At 44.3% G+C, this 25,773-nt stretch carries 27 protein-coding genes; 5 read left to right on the top strand and 22 right to left on the bottom strand.

Annotated features, from left to right (window positions below):
- Window positions 1-7 precede the first annotated feature (7 nt).
- From atpG to NX845_RS18935, 20 genes are all read right to left on the bottom strand, one after another.
- The gene (atpG, locus tag NX845_RS19030) at window positions 8-874 is read right to left on the bottom strand and encodes a F0F1 ATP synthase subunit gamma (RefSeq protein ID WP_017073833.1); all 867 of its coding nucleotides are present in this window, start codon (window positions 872-874) and stop codon (window positions 8-10) included.
- Between the two features lie 48 nt (window positions 875-922).
- Window positions 923-2,464, bottom strand: a complete 1,542-nt coding sequence (gene atpA, locus NX845_RS19025) for a F0F1 ATP synthase subunit alpha (RefSeq protein ID WP_004735737.1) — start codon at window positions 2,462-2,464, stop codon at window positions 923-925.
- A 13-nt stretch (window positions 2,465-2,477) separates the two neighbouring features.
- The gene (gene atpH / locus NX845_RS19020; protein WP_004735736.1) at window positions 2,478-3,011 is read right to left on the bottom strand and encodes a F0F1 ATP synthase subunit delta; all 534 of its coding nucleotides are present in this window, start codon (window positions 3,009-3,011) and stop codon (window positions 2,478-2,480) included.
- Between the two features lie 15 nt (window positions 3,012-3,026).
- The gene (gene atpF / locus NX845_RS19015) at window positions 3,027-3,497 is read right to left on the bottom strand and encodes a F0F1 ATP synthase subunit B (RefSeq protein WP_017077303.1); all 471 of its coding nucleotides are present in this window, start codon (window positions 3,495-3,497) and stop codon (window positions 3,027-3,029) included.
- A 58-nt stretch (window positions 3,498-3,555) separates the two neighbouring features.
- The gene (gene atpE / locus NX845_RS19010) at window positions 3,556-3,813 is read right to left on the bottom strand and encodes a F0F1 ATP synthase subunit C (protein WP_004735734.1); all 258 of its coding nucleotides are present in this window, start codon (window positions 3,811-3,813) and stop codon (window positions 3,556-3,558) included.
- A 50-nt stretch (window positions 3,814-3,863) separates the two neighbouring features.
- On the bottom strand, window positions 3,864-4,661 hold the full coding sequence (atpB, locus tag NX845_RS19005) for a F0F1 ATP synthase subunit A (protein ID WP_004735733.1): 798 nt from the start codon (window positions 4,659-4,661) through the stop codon (window positions 3,864-3,866).
- Window positions 4,662-4,669: 8 nt separating this feature from the next.
- The gene (locus NX845_RS19000; protein WP_004735732.1) at window positions 4,670-5,059 is read right to left on the bottom strand and encodes a F0F1 ATP synthase subunit I; all 390 of its coding nucleotides are present in this window, start codon (window positions 5,057-5,059) and stop codon (window positions 4,670-4,672) included.
- Between the two features lie 191 nt (window positions 5,060-5,250).
- Window positions 5,251-6,132 carry a ParB/RepB/Spo0J family partition protein gene (locus NX845_RS18995; protein ID WP_017081731.1) on the bottom strand — a complete coding sequence of 294 codons (882 nt, stop codon included), beginning with the start codon at window positions 6,130-6,132 and terminating at the stop codon, window positions 5,251-5,253.
- A gap of 23 nt (window positions 6,133-6,155) precedes the next feature.
- On the bottom strand, window positions 6,156-6,929 hold the full coding sequence (locus NX845_RS18990) for a ParA family protein (protein ID WP_017077301.1): 774 nt from the start codon (window positions 6,927-6,929) through the stop codon (window positions 6,156-6,158).
- A 14-nt stretch (window positions 6,930-6,943) separates the two neighbouring features.
- On the bottom strand, window positions 6,944-7,576 hold the full coding sequence (gene rsmG, locus NX845_RS18985; protein ID WP_017058801.1) for a 16S rRNA (guanine(527)-N(7))-methyltransferase RsmG: 633 nt from the start codon (window positions 7,574-7,576) through the stop codon (window positions 6,944-6,946).
- Window positions 7,576-9,471: a tRNA uridine-5-carboxymethylaminomethyl(34) synthesis enzyme MnmG gene (mnmG, locus tag NX845_RS18980; RefSeq protein WP_017077300.1), complete on the bottom strand. Its 1,896-nt coding sequence runs from the start codon at window positions 9,469-9,471 to the stop codon at window positions 7,576-7,578. The genes rsmG and mnmG overlap by 1 nt, the downstream gene beginning before the upstream one ends.
- Before the next feature lie 482 nt (window positions 9,472-9,953).
- Window positions 9,954-10,388 carry an FMN-binding protein MioC gene (gene mioC / locus NX845_RS18975; protein ID WP_017095240.1) on the bottom strand — a complete coding sequence of 145 codons (435 nt, stop codon included), beginning with the start codon at window positions 10,386-10,388 and terminating at the stop codon, window positions 9,954-9,956.
- A gap of 48 nt (window positions 10,389-10,436) precedes the next feature.
- A complete protein-coding gene (gene mnmE / locus NX845_RS18970) occupies window positions 10,437-11,798 on the bottom strand; it encodes a tRNA uridine-5-carboxymethylaminomethyl(34) synthesis GTPase MnmE (RefSeq protein WP_004735804.1) in 1,362 nt (453 codons plus the stop codon).
- 130 nt (window positions 11,799-11,928) lie between these two features.
- Complete coding sequence (gene yidC, locus NX845_RS18965) at window positions 11,929-13,551, bottom strand: membrane protein insertase YidC (RefSeq protein ID WP_004735803.1); 1,623 nt, start codon at window positions 13,549-13,551, stop codon at window positions 11,929-11,931.
- A gap of 2 nt (window positions 13,552-13,553) precedes the next feature.
- Window positions 13,554-13,811 (bottom strand): membrane protein insertion efficiency factor YidD, encoded by a 258-nt coding sequence (gene yidD / locus NX845_RS18960; RefSeq protein WP_004735802.1) that lies wholly within the window; start codon window positions 13,809-13,811, stop codon window positions 13,554-13,556.
- Window positions 13,778-14,101 (bottom strand): ribonuclease P protein component, encoded by a 324-nt coding sequence (gene rnpA, locus NX845_RS18955; protein ID WP_017055478.1) that lies wholly within the window; start codon window positions 14,099-14,101, stop codon window positions 13,778-13,780. Before rnpA ends, yidD begins: the two co-directional genes overlap by 34 nt.
- A gap of 45 nt (window positions 14,102-14,146) precedes the next feature.
- Window positions 14,147-14,281 carry a 50S ribosomal protein L34 gene (gene rpmH, locus NX845_RS18950; protein ID WP_004735800.1) on the bottom strand — a complete coding sequence of 45 codons (135 nt, stop codon included), beginning with the start codon at window positions 14,279-14,281 and terminating at the stop codon, window positions 14,147-14,149.
- 206 nt (window positions 14,282-14,487) lie between these two features.
- Window positions 14,488-15,225 carry an amino acid ABC transporter ATP-binding protein gene (locus tag NX845_RS18945; RefSeq protein ID WP_004735798.1) on the bottom strand — a complete coding sequence of 246 codons (738 nt, stop codon included), beginning with the start codon at window positions 15,223-15,225 and terminating at the stop codon, window positions 14,488-14,490.
- Window positions 15,222-15,893, bottom strand: a complete 672-nt coding sequence (locus NX845_RS18940) for an amino acid ABC transporter permease (protein WP_004735796.1) — start codon at window positions 15,891-15,893, stop codon at window positions 15,222-15,224. Before NX845_RS18940 ends, NX845_RS18945 begins: the two co-directional genes overlap by 4 nt.
- A 129-nt stretch (window positions 15,894-16,022) precedes the next feature.
- Window positions 16,023-16,772 (bottom strand): amino acid ABC transporter substrate-binding protein, encoded by a 750-nt coding sequence (locus NX845_RS18935; protein WP_026012349.1) that lies wholly within the window; start codon window positions 16,770-16,772, stop codon window positions 16,023-16,025.
- A 309-nt stretch (window positions 16,773-17,081) separates the two neighbouring features.
- Between NX845_RS18935 and dnaA the strand changes: the two genes are divergently transcribed.
- From dnaA to gyrB, 4 genes are all read left to right on the top strand, one after another.
- Window positions 17,082-18,503 (top strand): chromosomal replication initiator protein DnaA, encoded by a 1,422-nt coding sequence (gene dnaA, locus NX845_RS18930; RefSeq protein WP_017081729.1) that lies wholly within the window; start codon window positions 17,082-17,084, stop codon window positions 18,501-18,503.
- Between the two features lie 81 nt (window positions 18,504-18,584).
- Window positions 18,585-19,685, top strand: a complete 1,101-nt coding sequence (gene dnaN, locus NX845_RS18925; RefSeq protein ID WP_102575038.1) for a DNA polymerase III subunit beta — start codon at window positions 18,585-18,587, stop codon at window positions 19,683-19,685.
- 81 nt (window positions 19,686-19,766) lie between these two features.
- Complete coding sequence (gene recF, locus NX845_RS18920; protein ID WP_108190049.1) at window positions 19,767-20,846, top strand: DNA replication/repair protein RecF; 1,080 nt, start codon at window positions 19,767-19,769, stop codon at window positions 20,844-20,846.
- 17 nt (window positions 20,847-20,863) lie between these two features.
- Window positions 20,864-23,281 (top strand): DNA topoisomerase (ATP-hydrolyzing) subunit B, encoded by a 2,418-nt coding sequence (gyrB, locus tag NX845_RS18915; protein WP_108190050.1) that lies wholly within the window; start codon window positions 20,864-20,866, stop codon window positions 23,279-23,281.
- Window positions 23,282-23,520: 239 nt separating this feature from the next.
- Here the strand turns inward: gyrB and NX845_RS18910 are convergent, their stop codons facing one another.
- The gene (locus NX845_RS18910) at window positions 23,521-23,643 is read right to left on the bottom strand and encodes a hypothetical protein (protein WP_256800199.1); all 123 of its coding nucleotides are present in this window, start codon (window positions 23,641-23,643) and stop codon (window positions 23,521-23,523) included.
- A gap of 142 nt (window positions 23,644-23,785) precedes the next feature.
- Between NX845_RS18910 and NX845_RS18905 the strand changes: the two genes are divergently transcribed.
- Complete coding sequence (locus NX845_RS18905) at window positions 23,786-24,220, top strand: Hsp20 family protein (RefSeq protein ID WP_104214514.1); 435 nt, start codon at window positions 23,786-23,788, stop codon at window positions 24,218-24,220.
- Between the two features lie 118 nt (window positions 24,221-24,338).
- Here NX845_RS18905 and NX845_RS18900 read toward each other — a convergent pair whose 3' ends face one another.
- Complete coding sequence (locus tag NX845_RS18900) at window positions 24,339-25,589, bottom strand: valine--pyruvate transaminase (protein ID WP_017087261.1); 1,251 nt, start codon at window positions 25,587-25,589, stop codon at window positions 24,339-24,341.
- Window positions 25,590-25,773: the final 184 nt, after the last annotated feature.

Raw genomic sequence — 25,773 nt, 5'->3', positions numbered from 1 at the left:
CCTAAGCTTAAACCGCAGCTGCGCCTGAAACGATCTCAGAAAGTTCTTGTGTAATCGCCGATTGACGGGCTTTGTTATACACAAGTTCTAAGTCATCAATAATGTCACCAGCGTTATCTGTTGCTGATTTCATTGCAATCATTCGAGCTGCTTGCTCACAAGCAAGATTCTCGACCACACCTTGATACACTTGAGATTCGACGTATCGAACTAATAGTGCATCTAGTAGTGGTTTTGGCTCGGGCTCATAAATGTAGTCCCAAGAATGACTGCGTTTCATTTCTTCGCTGTCTGATTTAGGCAAAGGAAGTAATTGATCGATCGTTGGTTCTTGAACCATAGTGTTTTCAAATCTGTTAAACACTACGAACAGGCGATCCAATTCACCTTCATCATATTTCTTCAGCATAACGCTTACAGAGCCAATCAAGTCTTCAAGGCTTGGGCGATCACCCAGACCTGAAACTTGAGCTGCTACTTTCGCGCCGCTGTTATTGAAAAATGCTGTTGCTTTAGTACCTACAATTGCAAGTTCTACATCAGCACCTTTCTCAGACCAATCTTTCATGTCGTTCATAGCTTTTTTGAACAAGTTAATGTTCAAACCACCACAAAGACCACGGTCTGTAGAAACGATGATGTAACCAACACGTTTGGCTTCACGTTCCTCAAGATAAGGATGCTTATACTCGAGGCTACCATTAGCCAAATGACCGATCACTTTACGCATTGTTTCTGCATATGGACGAGTAGCTTCCATTGCGTCTTGAGAACGACGCATTTTCGAAGCTGCTACCATTTCCATTGCTTTCGTAATCTTCTGTGTGCTTTTAACACTACCGATTTTATTACGTATCTCTTTTGCGCCGGCCATCGTTACTCTCCGTTAATGGTATGAGGTGGCCCTAAGACCACCTACCAATTACCAGGTCTGGGTTGCCTTGAAATCGTCAACAAGCTTCTTCAGCTCAGCTTCGATTTCTTTGTTGAAAGCACCCGTTGCGTCGATCTGTGTTGCTAGATCAGCGTATTGACCACGAGCAAACGACAGTAAAGCAGCTTCAAAATCTAGAACTTTTGACAGTTCTACGTCTTGAAGGTATCCACGCTCTGCAGCGAAGATTACTAGAGCTTGGTCAAATACAGACATAGGAGCATATTGTTTCTGCTTCATCAGTTCTGTAACTTTTTGACCGTGGTCTAGTTGCTTTTTGGTCGCTTCATCAAGATCCGATGAGAACTGTGCAAATGCTGCTAGTTCACGGTATTGAGCTAGAGCAGTACGGATACCGCCAGATAGCTTCTTGATGATTTTAGTCTGCGCCGAACCACCTACACGAGAAACTGAGATACCAGGGTCAACAGCTGGACGTACGCCCGCGTTGAATAGTTCAGTTTGTAGGAAGATCTGACCATCAGTAATCGAGATTACGTTCGTTGGTACGAATGCAGATACGTCACCAGCTTGCGTTTCGATGATAGGAAGAGCAGTTAAAGAACCAGTCTTGCCTGTCACTTCACCGTTAGTGAACTTTTCTACGTATGCTTCGCTTACACGAGCAGCACGCTCTAGTAGACGAGAGTGAAGGTAGAAAACATCACCAGGGAACGCTTCACGGCCAGGTGGACGCTTAAGTAGTAGTGAAATTTGACGGTAAGCTACCGCTTGCTTAGATAGATCATCATAAACAATCAGAGCATCTTCGCCGCGATCACGGAAGTATTCACCCATCGCACAACCAGCATACGGTGCAAGGTATTGCAGCGCAGCAGATTCAGAAGCAGATGCAACAACAACAACAGTGTTAGCCAGTGCGCCGTGCTCTTCTAGTTTGCGAACTACGTTAGCAATAGTCGACGCTTTTTGGCCGATAGCTACGTAGATAGAGAAAATACCAGAGTCTTTCTGGTTGATAATCGCATCGATCGCCATTGCTGTTTTACCAGTCTGACGGTCACCGATTACTAGTTCACGTTGACCACGACCGATAGGGATCATTGAGTCAACTGACTTGTAACCAGTTTGAACAGGTTGATCTACCGATTTACGGTCGATTACACCTGGTGCGATAATTTCTACAGGCGAAGTTAGTTTCGCTTCGATAGGACCTTTACCATCAATTGGCTCACCTAGCGTGTTTACAACACGACCAAGCATTTCAGGACCTACTGGTACTTCAAGAATACGACCAGTACCTGTAACTTTCATGCCTTCCTGTAGGTCAGCATACGGGCCCATTACAACAGCACCAACCGAATCACGGTTCAAGTTTAGTGCTAGCGCGTAACGGCCACCCGGTAGTTCGATCATTTCACCTTGCATCACGTCCGCTAGGCCGTGGATGCTAAGGATGCCATCGCTTACAGAAACGATAGTACCTTCATTGCGAGCTTCACTAACAACGTCGAAAGATTCAATACGTTGTTTAATTAGATCGCTAATTTCAGTGGAATTAAGTTGCATGCTCCAATCCCCATTAAGACTGCAATGCATCGCTCAGGCGGTCTAAACGACTGCGCGCTGAGTTATCGATGACTAGGTCTCCGGCTCGAATAATAACTCCACTAAGTAGAGTCTCATCTATACTGCAATTCAGCTGAACTTTGCGCGCTAGGCGCAGTTCCAATTTGCTGATGATGCTTGTGCGCTGTTCTTCAGAAAGTTCAACCGCTGAAGTAACGTCAACGTCGATTTCTTTCTCGTGCTCTTGTTTAAGCAATAAGAACTGTTTACAAACATCAGGAAAGGCCATTAAACGACCATTCTCTGCCATAACTTTAATTAAGTTCTGGCCGAATTCATCAAATTGTTCGCCACAAATTACAATGAATATTTCAGCTAACTTTTCAGCAGTCATTGAACTGCTTAATAAATTATGAACATCATCATTTTGTGCCACTTCGGCAGCAAAAGTAAGCATTTGACCCCATTGGTCTAGCTCACCTTTATCTACCGCAAAGTCAAACGCTGCTTTAGCATAGGGGCGTGCGATTGTAGTCAAATCAGACATATACAGCCCCTTGCTTTAAAGTTTTGCAGTAATGTTGTTAAGAAGATCATTGTGTACATCTTTATCGATTGTACGCTCAAGGATTTTCTCAGCACCAGCTATAGCCAGAGTTGCGACTTGTTTGCGCAGGTCATCACGGGCACGTGTGCGTTCAGCTTCAATTTCAGCTTCAGCTTGCGTTAAGATCTTCTGGCGTTCTGCCTGAGCCTCTTCGCGAGCTTCATCAATAATTTGAGCTTTACGTTTGTTTGCCTGATCAATAACCTCAGTTGCAGTGCGCTTCGCTTCCTTCATTTGCTCAGAAGCGTTGGCTTGTGCCAGGTTCAAGTCTTTAGCAGCGCGTTCAGCGGCTACAAGACCGTCAGCAATTTTCTTCTGACGTTCTTCAATTGCTTGCATGATTGGTGGCCATACATATTTCATGCAGAACCAAACAAACAGCGAAAAAGCAATTGCTTGACCTAACAGAGTTGCGTTCATATTCACAACAGCTACTCCTCGTTAAGAATCAACTACAAAAATTTAATTAACTATTAAGAGTTAATTAGCCTGCTAGCTGACTTACAAATGGGTTAGCAAACGTGAATAGTAGTGCGATTACGATACCGATCATTGGAACAGCATCCAGTAGACCAGCGATGATGAACATCTTAACTTGTAGCATTGGAGCCATTTCAGGTTGACGCGCAGCGCCTTCTAGGAATTTACCACCAAGAATAGCAAAACCAATTGCAGTACCTACGGCACAAAGACCAACAATGATAGCAACAGCGATTGCTGAAAAACTTAGTACAGTTTCCATTTACGTTCTCCGATTAACATTAATAGTTAGAATAAAGCTTAAAAATTTTTTTAGTGATCACTATCTTCATGGGCCATTGATAGGTAAACGATTGTCAACATCATGAAAACAAACGCTTGAATCAAAATAACCAAGATATGGAAGATAGCCCAAGGTAGTGCACCTACCCATTGTAAGTACCACGGTAGCATTGCCGCGATAAGAATAAACACCACCTCACCCGCAAACATATTACCAAATAAACGCATACCTAGAGATAGTGGCTTCGCTAATAGCGAAATTACCTCAAGCACCAAGTTAAATGGAATCATGATTGGGTGATTAAATGGATGCAGTGCCAATTCTTTAGCAAATCCGCCTAAGCCTTTTACTTTGATGCTGTAGTAGATCATCAGAGCAAAAACACCTAAAGCCATTGCCATTGTTATATTTACATCAGCTGTAGGAACCACTTTCAAGTAAGGGATACCTAGCCAATGCTCTGCAGGATACGGTAAGAAATCGATAGGCACTAAGTCCATCAAGTTCATTATGATAATCCAGCAGAATATAGTCAGTGCTAATGGAGCTACCAGAGGATTGCGGCCATGGAAAGTTTCTTTAACGTTGTCGCCAACGAATTCCACTACCATTTCAACAAAACACTGAAGCTTACCAGGTACACCTACTGTTGCTTTCTTAGCGACTGAGCGAAAAACCCAAAGGAATAACACCCCTGTCAGCACAGAAAAAAACAGACTGTCTATATGTACGTTCCAGAAACTTGTTTCCTCTACAAGACCAAACTTAGCTAAAGAAAGGTTTTGTAAATGGTGTTCAATGTATCCGGATGCTGTTGGCGCAGCCATAACTCATCCTATTTTTTATTGTTAATGAAAAGCACTGGCGCAAAGATATTAATACCTAGAACCAGTAAATAGGTCAGTTTGAGGGGAATTAATTCCACCTGCATATACATGTAGACAATAGAGAATAGTAAAACTGTGATTAAGATTTTGAGCACTTCGCCAGCATAGAACGACGCCGCAACTAACTTAGTTGCACGAGCTCCACAAAATAGGAAAGCACACACACAAAAAACTACATTCGCGATGACAAAAATACCGCCACCGATTAATGCAGCAAAACCCCAATCAGGATTAACAGCTAAACCTAACCCTATCGCCACTAATATAACCGCGCTAAGCTCGATCAATAACATTTGCTTTGCAAGCACTCGTCCTGGTCTTGCTAACGCCGCTACCATGTATTCGTTCCTCTTTAAGCCCACTTTACCACTCGCTTATAAGCGTGCTGAGAAATTGGCGAAAATTATACGTTCAGCCAAATTGATTGCAATCACAATGCAGCAATCTTTTACATTTTTGCATACAAACCGACAACTTTTGTACGAAATTACTTGTTTATTACATAATTGACCTAAATCAATTATCTCATTTAGTACTCTAGTTTAGCAATAAGTTGCTCTAATTTGTGAGGCTCATCAAGAGTAATCGTCACTTTTGACTTACCGCTAACAGAACGAGTAACTGAAACGTTTGCTTGCAATTTTTCCGTGAGTCTTCGTGAAAGTTCGATAGCTTCTGTGTCTTCAGGCTTCGATTCTGGTTCAACGTCTGGTTTTAAGCACTTTTTGACAAGCTGCTCAGTTTGACGCACGGTCATTTTTTTGGTTGCCGCAGTGTTTGCTGCTTCAATCTGGGTATCACCTTCAAGCGCAAGCAATGCTCGAGCATGACCCATTTCCAGTTGTTTATTGGAAACTAAACCTTTTACTTCATTTTCTAGCTGATTTAGACGTAATAAGTTACTAACCGTTGCTCTCGATTTACCGATCACTTCGGCGACTTGTTGATGTGTCAGCTCGAATTCGTTCTGTAAGCGCTCTAGCGCTTGTGCTTCTTCGATAACATTCAAGTCTTCACGCTGAATGTTCTCAATCAATGCCATCGCAATCGCAGCTTTGTCTTCAACCTTCTTGACCAAGCACGGCACCTGTTTTAAGCCAGCTTGACGCGCAGCTCTCCAACGGCGCTCACCAGCGATAATCTCATATTGACCATACGCTAAAGGACGCACGACGATAGGTTGAATAATACCTTGAGATTGAATAGATGCGGCCAGCTCTTCTAGCGCTTCTGGCGCCATATCCTTACGCGGTTGATATACGCCTGGCTTCAAGCTACCAATAGCAATCTCTGTGAACTCGCCTTCTGCAGACAAAGCCTGACTATGAGAAGCAACTTGTTGTTTTTCACGAGCCAATGAGCTAGTTGCAAGCAATGCATCTAACCCTTTTCCTAAACCACGCTTAGACATTGAGCGAATTCCTTTGGTTAGACCTATACTGGGACTTCTTCACGACGCAACATTTCGCCTGCAAGAGCAAGATATGCCTTAGCACCTGCGGAATACTTGTCGTAGTACATTGCTGGCTTGCCATGACTCGGCGCTTCTGCCAAACGTACATTTCGAGGGATCACAGTTCGGTAAACTTTGCTACCGAAGTGTTTTTTGAGTTGATCAGAGACTTCATTCGATAAGCGGTTACGAGGATCATACATTGTACGAAGAAGACCTTCGATCTTCAGATTCTCGTTTACTACCGCAGCGAGCTTACTGATGGTATCCATCAACGCAGTCAAACCTTCCAAAGCAAAATATTCACATTGCATTGGAACCAATACGGAATCGGCCGCAGCCATCGCGTTGATTGTAAGAAGGTTTAATGAAGGTGGGCAATCAATAAAGATGAAATCATAGTTGTCGCGAATGGATTCGAGTGCGTTTTTTAAACGAACTTCACGAGCAAATACTTCCATTAACTTGATTTCTGCCGCAGTCACATCACCGTTTGCGGCGATGAGGTCATAGTTGCCAGATGTACTTCTGCAAACTACCTCATCAAATGGGGTGTCTTCAACCAGCAAATCGTAAGCAGTTGCTTCAACTTGATACTTGTCGACACCGCTCGCCATAGTGGCATTACCTTGAGGATCGAGGTCAACAACCAATATCTTGCGTTTTGTTGCCGCCATTGATGCTGCCAAATTAATGCAAGTTGTTGTTTTTCCTACGCCGCCCTTCTGGTTGGCAATTGCTACGATTTTACCCACTATGGCCTCGCTGATTATCCCTGACGCGATAAAGTAACTAGATGACGCTCTCCATCAAGCTCTGGCACTTGCAAAGCTTTAATGTCTGTCACTGAACACCATTCAGGTAACAGGTCGATTTCGTCTCTAGGATGTTGTCCCTTAAGAGCCAAAAATACACCGGATTGCTCTTTAGGTAAATGGTGACACCACTCTACCATGTCTGTCATTGACGCAAATGCGCGACTGAGCACGGCATCAAACTTTTCTTCTGGTTGAAATTCTTCAACACGACTTTGAACCGGTACCACGTTGTCGATGCCTAATTCATGAATCACTTGTTTAATAAAACGAATACGCTTACCTAGGCTATCGAGCAAGTAAAACTCGCAGTCAGGGTTCATGATTGAGAGCGGAATCCCAGGAAGACCAGGGCCTGTACCTACATCAATAAAGCGCTTGCCTTGTAAGTGAGTGCTAACAATGATGCTATCTAAGATATGTTTCACCATCATTTCTTGCGGGTCACGAACTGACGTTAGGTTGTAAGCCTTGTTCCACTTGTTCAGTAACTCAACGTAGCCAACCAATTGGCCACGTTGCTTTTCAGATACTTCAAGTTCAGTCTGGCCAATCAGGTGATCCAGTTTTTCGCGTAATGCGCTCATTATGCTTCCTCACCTTTTTTCAGCAGGCCGTGTTTTTTCAAATAAACCAACAGAATTGAGATTGCTGCAGGCGTAATACCTGAAATTCGAGAAGCAATACCAATTGAGTCAGGCTTAGCAGTCGTTAGTTTAAGAACCACTTCGTTAGAAAGTCCTTTCACCTTGCTGTAATCGATATCAGCAGGCAATTTGGTATTTTCATGACGCAGTGATTTTTCAATTTCGTCTTGTTGACGCTGGATATAACCATCGTACTTCACTTGGATCTCAACTTGCTCAGATGCTTGTTGATCTTCCAATGCAGGGCCAAAACGATCCAATGCCGTTAGCTGTGAATAAGTCATTTCAGGGCGACGAAGAAGATCTTCACCGCTTGCTTCACGAGACATAGGTGTTTTAAGAATTTGGTTCAGTTGATCAACATCTTCAGATTTTGGATTAATCCACGTTTCTTTTAGACGTTGACGTTCCTTCTCCATGTTTTCTACTTTCTCGTTGAATCGAGCCCAACGAGCATCATCCACTAAGCCAAGTTCACGCGACTTCTCAGTCAAGCGGATATCAGCGTTATCTTCACGAAGTAACAAACGGTATTCCGCACGAGACGTGAACATACGGTAAGGTTCTTTTGTACCCATCGTCGATAGATCATCAATAAGAACGCCCATGTAAGCTTGGTCACGACGCGGGCTCCAGCCTTCTTTGCCTTGTGTAAACAAACTTGCATTCAGACCGGCCATCAAGCCTTGTGCTGCCGCTTCTTCGTAGCCAGTGGTACCGTTGATTTGACCAGCAAAGAATAGACCCTTAATAAACTTAGTTTCGTAAGTCAGCTTAAGGTCGCGAGGATCAAAGAAATCATACTCGATCGCATAGCCAGGGCGGACGATATGAGCATTTTCAAAACCTTTCATTGAGTGAACGATTTTTACCTGAACATCAAATGGCAGGCTTGTCGAGATACCATTCGGGTATAGCTCATGTGTCGTTAGACCTTCAGGTTCAATGAAAATCTGGTGACTGTTCTTGTCAGCAAAACGCATCACTTTGTCTTCAATCGATGGACAGTAACGCGGGCCAATACCTTCAATCACGCCCGCGTACATTGGGCTGCGATCGAGATTGGCACGAATAACGTCATGCGTATTTTCGTTAGTGTGCGTGATGTAGCATGGAATTTGGCGAGGCTGTTGAGCTCGGTTACCCATGAACGAGAATACAGGTGTTGGGTTATCACCGTGCTGAACCTCTAACTCAGAAAAATCAACGCTACGTGCATCGATACGAGGAGGTGTACCCGTTTTCAGGCGATCAACTCGGAATGGAAGATCACGAAGACGGTCAGCCAGTGCGATCGATGGTGGATCACCAGCACGACCACCTGAAGAACTTTCCATACCAATATGGATCTTTCCACCTAGAAATGTACCCACCGTCAGTACCACAGCGTTAGCGCGGAACTTAAGGCCCATCTGTGTAACAACACCCACCACTTGATCCTGTTCAACGATCAAGTCATCAACCGATTGTTGAAACAGAGTTAGGTTTGGCGTGTTTTCAAGAACATTTCGAACAAAGGCTTTGTAAAGCGCGCGGTCAGCTTGTGCACGAGTTGCACGTACCGCAGGACCTTTTGATGCGTTTAACGTTCTGAACTGAATACCTGCATGATCAATAGCTTGCGCCATTAATCCACCCATTGCATCGACCTCTTTTACCAAGTGGCCCTTACCGATCCCGCCAATAGCAGGGTTGCAAGACATTTGTCCCAACGTATCGATATTATGAGTGAGTAGTAACGTACTTTGACCAGTACGTGCAGATGCGAGTGCGGCTTCCGTTCCTGCATGGCCACCACCAACAACGATGACGTCAAATTTTTCGTGATAAAGCATGAACCGACCTCGGGTATTCAAACGTTTTCTAGATTGATAAAAAGGAGCGATATTCTACCTGTTTTCATAGCTTGAGAAAACGTTTTTGGGATTTTTCGATAAAGCTGTTTTTAATTAATATAGATAAGATCTTTATAGAGATCTTTTATTATATCTATTATTAGGATCGAGGGTATCTGTGGATAAGTCAAAAATGATCAACAAGATCATGGATCTTTTTTGGATCAAAGTATGTGATCTAACTTTGATCATGATGAGGATTAGCTGGGATCAAAATGGCTACTTATTCACAGGGGAGAATTGGATAGAAAGTTGTTATTTGGATAACTATAGGTTAATCACCGTATATGTATGATCTTATCCACAGAGAAAATTGAGGTTTTTGCTTTAATTTTCGAATTTTTTTCAAAAAAGTTATTCACAATCACGATATTCAGAGACAAAAAAAGCGGCATAAGCCGCTTTTTGGGGAAATTGAGGGACTAGAACTGGTCACTATGATCGTTAAACCACTCTTCAGCTGCATCCTCAGGTACCGGAGTTTCCAATACATCGATGGTAAAGCAGTCTGAAATAGGCTGTGCACCGAGTTTTTTCAGTTGGCTGTGGACTGATTTTCCCGCAGAACAGAAGGTATCGTAACTTGAATCACCAAGTGCGATAACAGCATAACGAAGAGCACTTAAATCTGGAGACTCTTGGGTCAATGCGTTGATCAACGGTTGGATATTATCGGGAAAATCACCCGCGCCATGTGTTGATGTCACCACTAACCAAATACCTTGCTGAGGAATATTATTGTATTCAGGCTGATTATGAAGTTCTATCTCGTGCCCTTGAGCCTCTAGAAGATCGTTAAGGTGATCGCCAACGTATTCAGCGCCCCCTAAGGTGCTGCCTGTAATAATGTGGATCATTAAGCTGTCCTTACAAAAGAAAAGGCCAGCGTAAGCCAGCCTTTATGGTTATTTACCGATACAGAATGAAGAGAAGATTCGACCTAAAAGATCATCGGAACTGAACTCGCCTGTGATCTCATTGAGGTGCTGTTGGGTGATACGAAGCTCTTCCGCTAATATCTCTCCGGCCATGTAGCCTTCAAGCTGCTGTTGCCCAATATCAAGGTGTTCCGATGCGCGTTCTAGTGCATCCAAGTGGCGGCGGCGCGCCATAAAGCCACCTTCATGACCACCAGCAAAGCCCATGCAATCCTTGAGGTGGCTACGCAGAGCGTCGACACCTTGGCCTGTTTTTGCTGATAAGCGAATCAGGGTTGGATCGTTAACATGACAAATGCCTAACTCTTCACTGGTTTGATCCGCTTTATTACGGATTACCGTCATTCCGATGTTGTCTGGTAGACGATCAACGAAATCTGGCCAGATATCTTTCGGGTCTGTTGCGTCTGTTGTCGTGCCATCAACCATAAATAAAACTCGGTCTGCCTGAGCAATTTCTTCCCAAGCGCGTTCAATACCGATTTTTTCTACTTCATCAGAGGCATCACGCAGGCCAGCGGTATCGATAATGTGCAGTGGCATACCGTCAATATGGATATGTTCACGCAATACATCACGTGTGGTGCCGGCAATATCGGTCACAATCGCAGATTCTTTGCCAGACAGCGCATTCAATAGGCTCGATTTACCGGCATTTGGGCGACCTGCAATCACGACCTTCATGCCTTCACGCATGATGGCACCTTGATTCGCTTCTTGGCGTACAGCTTCGAGGTTATCGATGATAGCCTGTAAGTCAGTACTGACTTTACCGTCAGCAAGAAAATCAATTTCTTCTTCTGGGAAATCGATCGCTGCTTCAACGTATATTCTTAAGTAAATCAGAGAATCTACAAGCGTATTAATGCGTTTAGAGAATTCGCCTTGTAGCGATTGAAGCGCCGATTTAGCCGCTTCTTCTGAGCTGGCATCAATGAGGTCAGCAATCGCTTCGGCTTGAGTTAAATCCATCTTATCGTTCAAGAAGGCACGTTCTGAAAACTCACCTGGACGCGCTGCACGCACGCCTGAAATGGCTAGGATGCGTTTGATTAGCATGTCCATAACCACTGGGCCGCCGTGGCCTTGCAACTCTAATACGTCTTCGCCGGTAAACGAGTGCGGGTTAGGGAAGTAAAGCGCGATGCCTTGGTCGAGTTCGATGCCATCGTCAGATTTAAACGGTAGGTACTCAGCGTAGCGGGGCTTGAGTGTTTTTCCTGTTACTTCTAGGGCAACCTGAGTCGCCAATGGGCCGGAAACGCGGATAATACCGACGCCACCACGGCCGGGCGCGGTCGCTTGAGCAACAATCGTATCTGTAGTCATAGTTGTGCCTGCTAGCATGTGAGAGCCAAAAAGGGGCGTTCACGATTAATCAATTAGCTGAATTGTAATCAGCTAAAAACAAAAAGGCGACCTTTTGGTCGCCTTTCTTTATCTCTTTCTATTATCGAACTTACTTAGAATGTAAGCCTTTCTTTTCCAGCGCGCGGTAGATAAGCGTTTGCTGAATCAGAGTTACGATGTTCGATACTAGCCAGTAAAGAACCAGACCTGAAGGGAAGAACAGGAAGAAGAATGTAAACATAACCGGCATAAAGGTCATGATCTTCTGCTGCATAGGATCCGTTACAGTTGTCGGGCTCATCTTCTGGATTAGGAACATTGAAGCACCCATCAGAAGTGGCAAGATGTAGTATGGGTCTTGTGCTGAAAGGTCAGTAATCCAACCGAAGAACGGTGAGTGACGCAGTTCAACAGACTCCATTAGTGCCCAGTATAGCGAAATGAAGATAGGCATTTGCAAGATGATAGGTAAACAGCCACCAAGTGGGTTTACTTTCTCTTTCTTGTACAGCTCCATCATTTCTTGGCTCATGCGTTGACGGTCGTCGCCAATACGCTCACGCATTGCAGTCAGCTTAGGCTGAAGCATACGCATTTTAGCCATAGACGTGTACTGAGCTTTCGTTAGTGGGTACATAGCACCACGAACGATAAACGTTAGACAGATGATTGCTAGACCCCAGTTCACAACGATGCCTTGAATGAACGAAAGCAGAGTATGAAGTGGTTTAGCAATGAACCATAACCAGCCGTAGTCAACTACTAGGTCTAGGTTTGGTGCTACAGCAGCCATTTGGTCTTGAAGTTTAGGACCAACCCAAAGCGTTGCTTTAAAGCTTGCTTCGTCGCCAGTAGCGATGGTTTTGTTCGGCATGCGAACACCAATGTCGCCAAGGTTACCAATGACACGAGTGTAAAGGTTGCTGCCTGCTTCGTCGCGTGGGATCCAAGCACTTGCAAAGTAGTGCTGAATCATCGCTGCCCAACCTTGACCATTGGCTAGGTTAAGAGACAGGTTGCGATCTTGCATGTCGTCGAAGCTGTATTTTTTGTAACGCGTATCTTCCGTAGAGTAAGCACCACCACGGTAAGTTGGCATTGTTAAGCTACCGCCGTCATCCATAACGTTTTGACGTAGGTGAGCGTACATGCCGAATGTCGCGTTAGTACCAGAGTTGTTGACTACATCGTATTCAACATCCATTGCGTAGCTGCCACGCTTAAGGACGAATGTTTTCGTGTAATCAAGGCCGTTCGCTTGGTAAGTCATCGGGATGCGTAGTTCATCCTGACCATCAGCAAGCGTGAAGCTGTCTGCTGAAACTGTGTAGCTAGGGCGGTTAGTGCTGCTTAAATCGATACCTTGAGGGCCAACTAGACCGCTTTGTGCGATAAATTGGTGACCAGGTTCGTTCTTAAGAAGAACAAATGTATCTTCAGAATCAAACTCAGCAGAGTAATCATTTAGGTTTGCTTGAACGACATCACCACCAACCGTATCAATTGACAGAGTCAGTACATCAGTTGTTACTGTGATAGTTTTTGCAGAAGCGACTTGTTGGCCCGGAGCTGGGTCTAAGTCATCTGCATAAGATGGCGCTGGTAGGGTGCTGCCAGATTGTGCCTGCTCAATCGCTTGTGGAGCTGGGTTCTGAGCTACGTTCCATTGTTGGAACAGTAGGAAAGAAACCAAAGCCAATGCGATTAACAGGATATTACGTTGAGAATCCATCGTTATTTATCTCTGTCTTGTTTTTGGACTGGTGGAACGGGGTCAAAGCCCCCTTCGTTCAAAGGATGGCATTTTAATAGACGTTTGCCTGATAACCAACACCCTTTTACAAAACCGTGAGCTTTCAACGCTTCTATCGCATATAAAGAGCAGGTTGGAGTAAATCGGCAGCGTGGGCCGATGAGTGGACTAATAAACCATCTATAAAAATAGATGGGTATTAGCGCTATCCACGCGAAGGGCGAGACAGGCGAAGCCATAATTTGTCGAGTAGCTTGAACATTTCTTCATTGCTTAAATCTTGCGCGCTCTTCTTAGCGATTACAACAAAATCTTTGTTAGGAAGTTTGTGTTGAGTGTTACGAAAGCTTTCACGAGTAAGACGCTTGAATCGGTTACGACCCACGGCGGTTTTAATCTGCTTTTTCGGAACAGCTAATCCAAGGCGAGGATTTGAAAGAGAGTTATTTCGGGCAATGATGGTGAAATGAGGGGAGCCTGCTCGATGAGCTTGCTTGAAGACATTCTGATAATGTTCGGGAGTTAACAAGCGTAACTCCCGACCGAAGGCTAGCTTATTCAAAATAATCAAAGATTACTTAGAAAGACGCTTACGGCCTTTTGCACGACGTGCATTGATTGTTGCGCGACCGTTCTTAGTAGCCATGCGAGCACGGAAACCGTGAGTACGCTTACGCTTTAGAACTGTAGGTTGAAAAGTGCGTTTCATTGTAATTACCTTACTGATCAGTAGTTTTAGGTTTTTGTTAAACCCGGCGTGGGCATTTTTTCTCTTCTTTATATAAGAAAGGAAAACCGACGCCTCTCAACAAAGAGGCGGAATTGTAATCACTGTCACAAAAAGTGTCAATGATTGGGTTAACTAAAATTCCGGTCGGGGGATTATACGTAGAATAACTAAAATCACAAGGATCCTTATTCGATCCCGACCTTATTTAAGAATTTCTTTAATTTAGGATCCTGTGGATTACCAAAAATATCCTGTGGAGATCCCTGTTCGACAATGTGACCATCAGCCATGAAGATCACTCGGTCTGCGACCTCTCTAGCGAACTGCATTTCGTGCGTAACCACCAGCATGGTTTGATGCTGATTTGCCAGTTTTTTCATTAAGTTAAGCACTTCGCCAACCCACTCAGGATCGAGCGCTGAAGTAGGCTCATCAAACAATAAAAGCTCTGGTTGTAGAGCCATCGCACGGCCAATACCAACACGTTGCTGCTGGCCACCAGAGAGCGCTGCTGGATAGCTATCTGTTTTCTCTCCTAGGCCAATATCATCGAGTATTTGTTGTGCTTTTTCATGAGCTTGCTGCTTTTTCCAACCACGAACGGTAATCAAACCTTCCGCAATATTCTGCCTTGCCGTTTGGTGAGCGAACAGTGCGTAGTTTTGGAACACAAAACCGGTCTTACGGCGCAGTGCAAGCACCTCTGCTTTAGTGTGTTTCTGAGTATCAACCTTGATATCATCAATCGAAATCGTACCTTGATCGGCTTGCTCTAGAAAATTCACACAACGCAGCAGGGTAGACTTACCCGTACCACTTGAACCTATGATGACAATTATCTCACCTTGCTTGATTTCGAGGTCGATCCCTTTCAATACTTCGGTGTCACCAAACTGCTTGTGGATATTTTGTAATTTGATCATCGTACATACGCCTTATTCAGTTTCACTTCGGCCCAAATTTGAATACGAGTGAGGATAACCACCACGCCCCAGTAAATCAGCGCGACTGCTAAAAAAGCTTCGAAGAAGCGGAAACTTGAAGAAGCTTCCATCTGAGCTTTAGCCATGATTTCGGCTACACCTAGGGTGAATGCAAGTGAAGTCGACTTAATCATGTCGATGAAATAGTTCATCAAAGAAGGCAGTGCTACACGTGTCGCTTGCGGCAAGATCACTCGACGCATGGCTTGGCTGGTTGTCATACCGACTGACAGGCTTGCTTCCATTTGACTACGATCGATACCGATAATAGCGGCACGAATACTTTCAGCCATGTAAGCAGCAAAGTGTAAGGTTAAGCCGATAACCGCGGCGCCAAACGCATCAAGTCCAACCATCCACGGAAACACTTGTGGTAGGCCATAGTATAGAAGGAACAGTTGCACCAGCAGTGGCGTGCCTCGGAAGAAGCTAATATACAGCTGGCTAAGCTGGTCGAGTACTGGGATTTTGAATACACGAATATTCGCCAGTATCAAAGATAGAATTAGGGCGAAAAATAAGCCCCAGATTGCCATCTCCATAGTGGTGCCTAAATACTTCAGCAGTATTGGCAACAGACCTAGCATGTAATTAAAGTCAAATCCCATAATCTATCTCATATTTTTATTGGAAGTATTGTTTGGAAATACTGTTATATCAGGCTTTTTAATCAGTGCACAAAAGCAAAAAGCCCACCGCTGTGTAAAGCAGTGGGCCTCAAATGGGAAAGTGAGTCGTTACTTCTGAGTAATGTCCGCACCAAACCACTTCTGAGAGATACTTTCTAGCGTACCATCTGCGCGCATTGCTGCTAATGCTTCGTTTACTTCTGCTTGCAGTTTTTGACCGTTGTCGTTGTTAACGAAAGGCCAAGCATTTTCGATTGTCTCGAATGGTTGTCCTGCTAGCTGTAATGGTAGACCAGTCTTCTTGATAAGCTCTAGTGCTGATAGGCGATCCATTACGAATGCGTCGGCACGACCAAGAGCGACATCATGTTCAATACCGGTATCGTAGGTTTTGACATTGATTTTGCCATCTTTGTCGTAGCTGCGCAGCAGTTGCTCAAAGTTTGAGCCAAGGTTTACCGCAACCGTCTTACCATCTAGGTCTTCGATGCCTTTAATGCTGTCATTACCTTTACGAACGGTAATTTGTGCGCCGTCTACTACGTAAGGGTCTGCGAATAGGTATTTCGCTTTACGTGCATCCGTGATTGTAATTTGGTTTGAAATGGTATCGATTCGACCCGTTTCAAGAAGACCAAACAGACCAGAGAAGTTTGCCGTTACGTATTCAACCTTGTAATCGTTACGTTTACCGATCTCATCCCATAAATCCACTTCAAAACCTTGTAGTTGGTCTTGTTTAACGAACGTAAATGGGAAGTAGCGACCAGACATGCCGACTTTAACTTCAGTCGCGGCTTGAACAGTAGCAGCAGAGAGTGCGATAGCCGCAATTGCAGCCTTAATCCAGTTATTCATTTGGTAACTCCTTATATTTATAGGGTTGGATGTTACTGGGAAAATGCTCAATAGAATAAATAACCAGATGTTATTAACCATAACCAGATCGTATTCTCGATTTGGGGATAACTAGCAAGGATCCGGGCATAAGTGGATCGTTATGTGAGTAAAGTAGGGGCAAGATGTGTGGATCCATCCAGTTTTGCACTATTTATTGTGAATAACTTGGATCTTATTCACTGGATCTGTGATCAATTGCTGGTGATCTGACTTATCAACAGGTAAAATTAGCGGTCATTTCATATAACTTAAATAGAGTGGGGCACCGTGTCATCTTCGCTTTGGTTGCAATGCTTGCAACAGCTTCAAGAAGAGTTACCAGCTACAGAATTCAGTATGTGGGTACGTCCGTTACAAGCGGAGCTCAATGGTAATACTCTAACTCTATTTGCACCAAACCGATTTGTACTCGATTGGGTGCGCGATAAGTACCTAAATAGCATTAACCGGCTGCTACAAGAATATTGTGGTAATGATATCCCGCATCTTCATTTTGAGATTGGAAGTAAACGAGTCATTGCTCCAAGATCTGAGGCTATCGCCCCTGCTCGTACTCGTACTGCTGCTGATGTAGCTGCTGAGTCGTCTGCACCTGCGCAGCTACAAGCACGTAAACCAGTACACAATATCTGGCGTGATGAAGAACCTGTAGCGGTTGATCTTAATCACCGTTCAAACGTGAACCCAAAACATAAGTTCAATAACTTTGTTGAAGGTAAGTCGAACCAACTGGGTTTGGCTGCGGCACGTCAGGTTTCTGATAACCCAGGAACCGCTTACAACCCGTTGTTTTTGTATGGCGGTACTGGTTTAGGTAAAACGCACTTGTTGCATGCGGTGGGTAACGCCATTGTTGATAATAAGCCGAATGCTAAAGTGGTTTACATGCACTCAGAGCGCTTTGTTCAAGACATGGTGAAAGCGCTCCAAAACAATGCTATTGAAGAATTTAAGCGCTACTACCGTAGTGTTGATGCATTGCTTATCGATGATATCCAATTCTTTGCTAATAAAGAGCGTTCTCAAGAAGAGTTCTTTCATACCTTTAATGCGCTGCTTGAAGGCAATCAACAGATCATCCTAACGTCTGACCGTTATCCAAAAGAGATCAACGGGGTAGAGGATCGTCTTAAATCCCGCTTCGGTTGGGGTTTGACGGTTGCGATTGAGCCACCTGAGCTTGAGACTCGTGTGGCGATCTTGATGAAGAAAGCAGAAGACCACCAAATTCATCTTGCGGATGAAGTGGCGTTCTTTATTGCGAAGCGTTTACGCTCTAACGTTCGTGAGCTAGAAGGCGCATTGAACCGTGTTATTGCGAATGCAAACTTCACTGGCCGTCCGATCACGATCGATTTCGTGCGTGAAGCACTGCGTGACTTACTTGCCCTGCAAGAAAAACTGGTCACCATTGATAACATTCAAAAGACAGTCGCTGAATACTACAAAATCAAAGTCGCTGATCTATTATCTAAACGTCGTTCTCGTTCTGTTGCTCGTCCGCGCCAATTGGCGATGGCACTGGCTAAAGAGCTGACTAACCACAGCTTGCCTGAGATTGGTGATGCATTCGGTGGCCGTGACCACACGACCGTGCTGCACGCTTGTCGTAAGATTGCTCAGCTGCGTGAAGAGAGCCACGACATTAAAGAAGATTATTCGAACTTGATTCGTACCCTTTCTTCTTAATACACAGTATTCTTAACCTTAATAAGCAGAATCTTGGCCACGTACTATTACGCAGTGCCATTTAGACCGTAAGAGCAAGATATGAAATTTACCATTGAACGTAGTCACCTGATAAAGCCATTACAACAAGTATCTGGCGCACTCGGTGGCAGGCCAACGCTTCCAATTCTAGGAAACCTACTGATTAAAGTAGAAGATAACGTGTTGTCGATGACAGCGACGGATCTAGAAGTTGAATTGATCAGCCGTGTAACGCTTGAAGGTGATTTCGAAGCGGGCAGTATTACCGTACCTTCACGTAAGTTCCTAGATATCTGTCGCGGTTTGCCAGATAGCTCAGTGATCACTGTGGTATTGGATGGTGACCGTGTTCAGGTTCGTTCTGGTCGTAGCCGTTTCTCATTGGCAACATTACCTGCGGCAGATTTTCCAAATATTGAAGATTGGAGCAGTGAAGTTGAAGTGTCAGTGACACAAGCTGAATTGCGCGGTCTTATCGAGAAAACACAATTCTCAATGGCGAACCAAGACGTTCGTTACTACCTCAACGGTATGTTGTTTGAGATTGAAGGTTCTATCTTACGTAGTGTTGCAACTGATGGTCACCGTATGGCGGTATCTCGAGCGCAACTGGGTGCTGATTTTGCTCAGAAGCAGATCATTGTTCCTCGTAAAGGTGTGCAAGAGTTAGTGAAGCTACTGGATGCTCCTGAACAGCCAGTAACGCTGCAGATTGGTAACTCTAACGTGCGTGCTGAAGTGAACAACTATGTCTTCACTTCTAAGCTTGTTGATGGTCGTTTCCCGGATTATCGCCGCGTAATGCCACAAAATACCACTAAGACATTAGAAGCTGGCTGCGATGAGTTACGTTCAGCGTTTTCTCGTGCTGCGATTCTGTCGAATGAAAAATTCCGTGGTGTTCGCGTTAATCTTGTCGATACCGAGATGCGTATTACAGCGAACAACCCAGAACAAGAAGAAGCGGAAGAAGTACTAGACGTCACCTTCGACGGTGACGCGCTAGAGATTGGCTTCAACGTAAGCTACGTATTGGATGTATTGAACACACTGCGTTGTGAGCAGGTTCGAATCTCAATGTCAGACGCGAATGCGAGTGCCTTGATTGAAAACGCACAAGATGACAGCGCGATGTACGTTGTCATGCCGATTCGTTTGTAACTGTGTTTATTTATACATTATGTTTGCTTATCAACAACGTTTGTCTATCGAGCCGTGATTGAAGATTAATATGAAGACGTTATGCCTTTATCGCGCTTAATCGTAAAGCAGTTTAGAAATATTGAAGCCTGTGACATTCAACCGTCATCAGGCTTTAACTTTCTTATAGGGGCTAACGGAAGCGGCAAAACCAGTGTCCTTGAAGCGGTGTATCTGCTCGGACATGGTCGCTCGTTCAAAAGCTCCTTAACCGGTCGTATCATTAAAAATGAGTGTAGCGAACTGTTTGTCCATGGCCGTTTTATGACCTCGGATCAATTTGAGCTGCCAATTGGCATTAATAAGCAGCGCGATGGCACCACAGAGGTTAAAATAAGCGGTCAAACTGGGCAAAAATTGGCTCAGTTAGCTCAAGTCTTACCTTTGCAGTTGATTCACCCCGAAGGGTTTGATTTACTAACCGATGGACCTAAGCATCGCCGCGCATTCATTGATTGGGGAGTCTTCCACAGTGAGTCGGGTTTTTATGATGCTTGGGGCAGAGTAAAGCGCCTCAATAAACAGCGTAATGCATTATTGAAAACGGCGACGAACTATCGAGAACTGAGCTATTGGGATCAAGAATTAGCCCGTTTAGCTGAAAGCATCAGCCAGTGGCGTGCCACTTACGTTGAACAGCTTAAAGAAGTCGCCGAAGAAATCTGTGCAACCTTCTTACCTGAGTTTGAGATAAAGATTAACTACTATCGAGGCTGGGATAAAGACACCCCATACGCCGAGATATTAGAAAAGAATTTTGAAAGGGATCAGCAGCTTGGTTACACCTTTAGTGGGCCAAACAAAGCGGATCTAAAGATAAAAGTGAACGGCACTCCAGTGGAGGATGTCTTGTCACGAGGTCAGTTGAAGTTGATGGTGTGCGCGCTACGAGTAGCACAAGGGCAACACCTCACTCAAATGACAGGTAAGCAGTGCATCTACTTGATAGATGACTTTGCTTCCGAATTAGATAGCCAACGCCGAGCACGTCTTGCTGAGTGTTTAAAGGCGACCCAGGCTCAAGTTTTTGTAAGCTCTATTACCGCTGATCAGATTGCAGATATGCATGACGAAAATAGCAGGATGTTTCATGTGGAACATGGCAAAATAGAGCAAGGATAATTAGTCAGAGAGTAACTATGTCAGATAATTACGATTCATCGAGTATTAAAGTACTGAAGGGTCTGGATGCGGTACGTAAGCGTCCTGGAATGTACATTGGCGACACGGATGATGGTACCGGTCTGCACCACATGGTTTTTGAGGTGGTAGATAACTCTATTGATGAAGCACTCGCTGGTCACTGTAATGACATCATCGTAACTATCCATGAAGATAGTTCTGTGTCAGTAAGCGATGACGGCCGTGGTATTCCAACTGAATTGCACCCAGAAGAAAAAGTATCAGCAGCAGAAGTAATCATGACGGTTCTTCACGCTGGTGGTAAGTTCGATGATAACTCGTACAAAGTATCTGGTGGTCTGCACGGTGTTGGTGTTTCAGTAGTTAACGCACTTTCTAAGCAAGTTACTCTTACTATCCATCGCGGTGGCAAAATCCACACTCAAACATACTGCCACGGTGAGCCTCAAGCGCCACTAGCGGTTGTGGGTGACACGGACAAAACAGGTACAGAGATTCGTTTCTGGCCGAGTGAAGAAACCTTCAATAACATCGAGTTCCATTACGATATTTTAGCTAAGCGTCTACGCGAGCTATCATTCTTGAACTCAGGTGTATCAATTAAGCTAATTGATAAGCGCGAAGAAGACAAAATGGATCACTTCGAATACGAAGGCGGTATCCAAGCGTTTGTTGAGCACTTAAACACCAACAAAACACCGATTATCCAGAAAATATTCCATTTCGATCATGAGCGTGAAGACGGTATTACCGTTGAAGTTGCGATGCAATGGAATGACGGTTATCAAGAAAATATTTATTGTTTCACCAACAACATCCCTCAACGTGATGGTGGTGCTCACTTAGCGGGTTTCCGTGGTGCACTAACACGTACATTGAATAGCTTCATGGACAAAGAAGGCTTCTCTAAGAAAGCGAAGACTTCAACATCAGGTGATGATGCTCGTGAAGGTTTGACAGCGATTGTTTCGGTGAAAGTGCCAGATCCTAAATTCTCAAGCCAAACTAAAGATAAGCTGGTTTCTTCAGAAGTGAAGTCTGCCGTTGAGTCTACGATGGGTGAGAAACTGTCTGAGTTCCTAATTGAGAACCCAGGTGAAGCGAAAATCGTTTGTTCTAAAATTATCGATGCAGCACGTGCTCGTGATGCGGCGCGTAAAGCTCGTGAGATGACACGTCGTAAAGGCGCATTAGATTTAGCGGGTCTTCCAGGTAAACTCGCTGACTGTCAGGAAAAAGATCCTGCACTGTCTGAACTATATATTGTGGAAGGAGACTCTGCTGGCGGATCAGCTAAGCAGGGGCGTAACCGTAAGAACCAAGCAATCCTACCGCTTAAAGGTAAAATCCTTAACGTAGAGAAAGCACGTTTCGATAAAATGCTGTCTTCTCAAGAAGTTGCAACGCTAATCACAGCACTTGGTTGTGGTATTGGCCGTGACGAATACAACCCAGATAAACTGCGTTACCACAACATCATCATCATGACCGATGCCGATGTCGATGGTTCTCACATCCGTACTCTGCTACTGACGTTCTTCTACCGTCAAATGCCTGAACTGATTGAACGTGGTTACATCTACATTGCTCAGCCACCGCTTTATAAAGTGAAGAAGGGTAAGCAAGAGCAGTACATCAAAGATGAAGATGCGATGAACCAGTATCAAGTATCTTTGGCTTTAGATAATGCAGAATTGCACGTAAACCCTGAAGCACCTGCGTTTACTGGTGAAGGCTTAGAGAAGCTTGTTCATCAATACAATGCAGGTATTAAGCTGGTTGATCGTATGAGCCGTCGTTACCCACGAGCACTGATTCACGAACTGATTTATGTACCTCGCCTAACCGCTGAGCAGTGTCATGATGAAGCGGCAGTTGAAGCTTGGGGTAAGCAGCTTGTAGAGCAGCTAAACGGCAAAGAAGCGGGTGCGAGCCAATACTCTCTTGAAGTTGAAAAACACGAAGAGCTAGGTTTAAGCGTTCCTAAGATTGTAGTACGTACACACGGTGTAACTCATGAGCACGTACTCAGCATTGACCTTATCAACTCGAAAGAGTTTGGCAAGCTAACGGATCTTTCTGAAGCACTTGATGGCTTGATTGAAGAAGGTGCTTACATCAAACGTGGTGAGCGTACTCAAGCGGTTTCTAGCTTTGTTGAAGCTCTGAACTGGTTAGTGAAAGAGTCTCGTCGTGGCCTAAGCCTACAACGATACAAAGGTCTAGGTGAGATGAACCCTGATCAGCTTTGGGAAACGACTATGGATCCTGAAACTCGTCGTATGATGCAAGTGACGATTGAAGATGCTGTTGGTGCTGATCTGTTGTTTACAACGTTGATGGGCGACCAAGTAGAACCGCGTCGTAACTTCATCGAAGAAAACGCACTTAAAGTAGCTAACCTAGACGTTTAGTATCTTTGATACTTCGCTCTTTCGCTTAATTTCTGTGTCAGAGGTGCTCACATACATTCGTATGCTCCGCGCCTCTTCCTTGAACTAAAACGAAATAGCTTCGTCTCAAAAAACTCAATATCTTATTGAAAAGACTGTCAGAAATGACGGTCTTTTTTGTTTTTAAGTGATTGAAAAATATTGGATTGGAAAAATAATTGAAAATAGACGCTTGAAACTGATTTGCTCAATCCACATATCTAGTTGTGAAGAGGATGGCTGTCTTGCTCTACAAGAGAAGAAACAGAACCTTCATTACCGCTAACGAAGTATCGCTCAATAGAGGATAACTTTGGCAGCACACAATTTAAAAATTGATTCATTGTCATGTCCCAGCGTTGTCGCCAATAGAGGTGAAACCCGAGGAATGCGAACTGAATCTCTTAGCTGTTTACTGGGTCACACACAGGTTCGATCTCAGTAAAATTCACGGCTAAGACTATTGCTTACTAAAAGGATAGCATTATGAGAACTGTAGATTTCACTCCACTTTACCGCAACGCAATCGGCTTCGATCGTCTATTCAATATGATGGAAGCGAACACATCAAAAAATGCTTCTGGCGGTTACCCTCCGTATAACATCGAGCAAAAAGACGAGAATAACTACCGTATTACTATGGCAGTCGCTGGTTTTGCAGATGACCAATTAGATCTTACTCAAAAAGAGAACATGCTAATTGTGAAAGGTGAGCGTAAAGCAGAAGCAGAGAAAACCTTCGTATATCAAGGTATTGCAGAGCGCGATTTCGAACGTAAATTCCAACTGGCTGACTACGTAAAAGTTGTGGGCGCAAGCATGGAAAATGGTCTTCTTCACATCGACCTAGAACGCGAAATCCCAGAAGCGATGCAACCGCGTAAGATTGCTATTAATGGTAATAGTCTTCTACAAGGTTAAGCGTTATTAGCTCATTTGAGCTAATAAATATCGGGAAGTAAAAGTGAAAGAGCACCAGTACCTTGAAGAAGGTCGGTGCTCTTTTTGTATTTGGGTTACAGTAAGCTAAAAGCTCAGATTACTGTTCTGAGTAAGCCTTTTTCACTTCTTCAGCAATGATTGAAATGCCTTTCTGCATCGCCTCATCATCTTGCACGTAGTTCATGCGTAGACATTGATGGGCATGATCCCACTCGTCTTCTTGGCCGATAAAGAAGTATTCACCCGGAACAATCAATACGCCACGAGCTTTGAGGCGGTCGTACAGCTCCATGGTGGTAATCGGCAGTTCATCAAACCATAGCCATAAGAAAATCGCGCCTTCAGGCTTGTGGATACGGAAGCGAGGGTCATCGATCGCTTCTTGTAAAAGCTCAACTGCACGTAGAGATTTATCTTTATAGAAAGGTTTGATTACCTCGCTGCTTAAGCGCAGTAAATCGCCTTTTTCAATCATGTGGTTAGCAATCGCAGGACCAACACTATTGGGTGCTAGGCTGATGATGCCATTCATGTTGGTCAGAGCTTGTGTTACTTCTTCGCTCGCAATCACGATACCGCAACGCACACCAGGCAAACCAAGCTTAGATAAGCTCATGCACAGAATGGTATTTTCATTCCAGAACGGCTCGACATCTTCAAAGATGATGTTTGGAAACGGCAGGCCGTAAGCATTATCGATCAGTAGCGGAATGTTGTTTTCACGCGCCAGTTTATCTAGTTTACGTACTTCTTCGTCGGTCAGCACGTTACCGGTTGGGTTGGTTGGGCGAGAGGCACAGATAGCGGCAACCGAGTCATCAACCTTGAGCTTTTCAAAATCAACGTGGTATTTAAACTGGCGGTTTTCTAGCAGTTCGATCTCTGGGTGGTAAGAGATAAAAATATCGTCATCAATGCCAGCATCGCCGTAGCCGATGTATTCAGGCGCGATCGGTAACAATATTTTCTTGTGTGATCCGTCTGGCTGTTGGCCTGCTAACAGGTTGAATAGGTAAAAGAAGCCACTTTGACTGCCGTTGGTCAGGCTGATGTTCTTCTCGCTGATGTCCCAACCATAAGTTTCTTTCAGCATTGCCGCTAACGACTTAATGAAGCTGTCTTTGCCTTGCGGACCATCGTAGTTGGCGAGGGCGGCGATGAGTTCTCCACTGGCGAGCATGTCGGCACTGGCTTGGTTAAAGTAATCGAGCATGGCTGGGATAGCGGCTGGGTTGCCACCTCCGAGCATGATTGCACCAGGAGTGCGCAGGCCATCATTCAAATCATCCATTAAACGAGTGATTCCAGAGTATCGATTAAATTTTTCACCAAACTTAGAGAACTGCATTACTTATTTTACCTAATTCATTGTGATTGCTTGTTATGTGTCATTAAGGCAGACCTTATGTCTACCATCAGTGTGTTCCTTGAACATACCGCAATGTTTTTGCGACGCATAGCGCCAAATGCTCTAACGTGAAAAAAACTTCTATAAAGTTTAACTAATGAGTGTCTGCTTTCTTATTGAACGA

The sequence above is a fragment of the Vibrio sp. NC2 genome (genome assembly GCF_025195005.1).
GTDB lineage: Bacteria > Pseudomonadota > Gammaproteobacteria > Enterobacterales > Vibrionaceae > Vibrio > Vibrio splendidus.
Note: the sequence above shows the minus strand (reverse complement) of the source record. Positions and strands in the feature narration are given on the sequence as shown.

Bases quoted from the DNA above. Each gene is read 5' to 3' on its own strand.
- atpG (WP_017073833.1), bottom strand. From the start codon at position 874: ATGGCCGGCGCAAAAGAGATACGTAATAAAATCGGTAGTGTTAAAAGC.
- atpA (WP_004735737.1), bottom strand. From the start codon at position 2,464: ATGCAACTTAATTCCACTGAAATTAGCGATCTAATTAAACAACGTATT.
- atpH (WP_004735736.1), bottom strand. From the start codon at position 3,011: ATGTCTGATTTGACTACAATCGCACGCCCCTATGCTAAAGCAGCGTTT.
- atpE (WP_004735734.1), bottom strand. From the start codon at position 3,813: ATGGAAACTGTACTAAGTTTTTCAGCAATCGCTGTTGCTATCATTGTT.
- atpB (WP_004735733.1), bottom strand. From the start codon at position 4,661: ATGGCTGCGCCAACAGCATCCGGATACATTGAACACCATTTACAAAAC.
- NX845_RS19000 (WP_004735732.1), bottom strand. From the start codon at position 5,059: ATGGTAGCGGCGTTAGCAAGACCAGGACGAGTGCTTGCAAAGCAAATG.
- NX845_RS18995 (WP_017081731.1), bottom strand. From the start codon at position 6,132: ATGTCTAAGCGTGGTTTAGGAAAAGGGTTAGATGCATTGCTTGCAACT.
- rsmG (WP_017058801.1), bottom strand. From the start codon at position 7,576: ATGAGCGCATTACGCGAAAAACTGGATCACCTGATTGGCCAGACTGAA.
- mnmG (WP_017077300.1), bottom strand. From the start codon at position 9,471: ATGCTTTATCACGAAAAATTTGACGTCATCGTTGTTGGTGGTGGCCAT.
- mioC (WP_017095240.1), bottom strand. From the start codon at position 10,388: ATGATCCACATTATTACAGGCAGCACCTTAGGGGGCGCTGAATACGTT.
- mnmE (WP_004735804.1), bottom strand. From the start codon at position 11,798: ATGACTACAGATACGATTGTTGCTCAAGCGACCGCGCCCGGCCGTGGT.
- yidC (WP_004735803.1), bottom strand. From the start codon at position 13,551: ATGGATTCTCAACGTAATATCCTGTTAATCGCATTGGCTTTGGTTTCT.
- yidD (WP_004735802.1), bottom strand. From the start codon at position 13,811: ATGGCTTCGCCTGTCTCGCCCTTCGCGTGGATAGCGCTAATACCCATC.
- rpmH (WP_004735800.1), bottom strand. From the start codon at position 14,281: ATGAAACGCACTTTTCAACCTACAGTTCTAAAGCGTAAGCGTACTCAC.
- NX845_RS18945 (WP_004735798.1), bottom strand. From the start codon at position 15,225: ATGATCAAATTACAAAATATCCACAAGCAGTTTGGTGACACCGAAGTA.
- NX845_RS18940 (WP_004735796.1), bottom strand. From the start codon at position 15,893: ATGGGATTTGACTTTAATTACATGCTAGGTCTGTTGCCAATACTGCTG.
- NX845_RS18935 (WP_026012349.1), bottom strand. From the start codon at position 16,772: ATGAATAACTGGATTAAGGCTGCAATTGCGGCTATCGCACTCTCTGCT.
- dnaN (WP_102575038.1), top strand. From the start codon at position 18,585: ATGAAATTTACCATTGAACGTAGTCACCTGATAAAGCCATTACAACAA.
- recF (WP_108190049.1), top strand. From the start codon at position 19,767: ATGCCTTTATCGCGCTTAATCGTAAAGCAGTTTAGAAATATTGAAGCC.
- gyrB (WP_108190050.1), top strand. From the start codon at position 20,864: ATGTCAGATAATTACGATTCATCGAGTATTAAAGTACTGAAGGGTCTG.
- NX845_RS18910 (WP_256800199.1), bottom strand. From the start codon at position 23,643: ATGAATCAATTTTTAAATTGTGTGCTGCCAAAGTTATCCTCTATTGAG.
- NX845_RS18905 (WP_104214514.1), top strand. From the start codon at position 23,786: ATGAGAACTGTAGATTTCACTCCACTTTACCGCAACGCAATCGGCTTC.
- NX845_RS18900 (WP_017087261.1), bottom strand. From the start codon at position 25,589: ATGCAGTTCTCTAAGTTTGGTGAAAAATTTAATCGATACTCTGGAATC.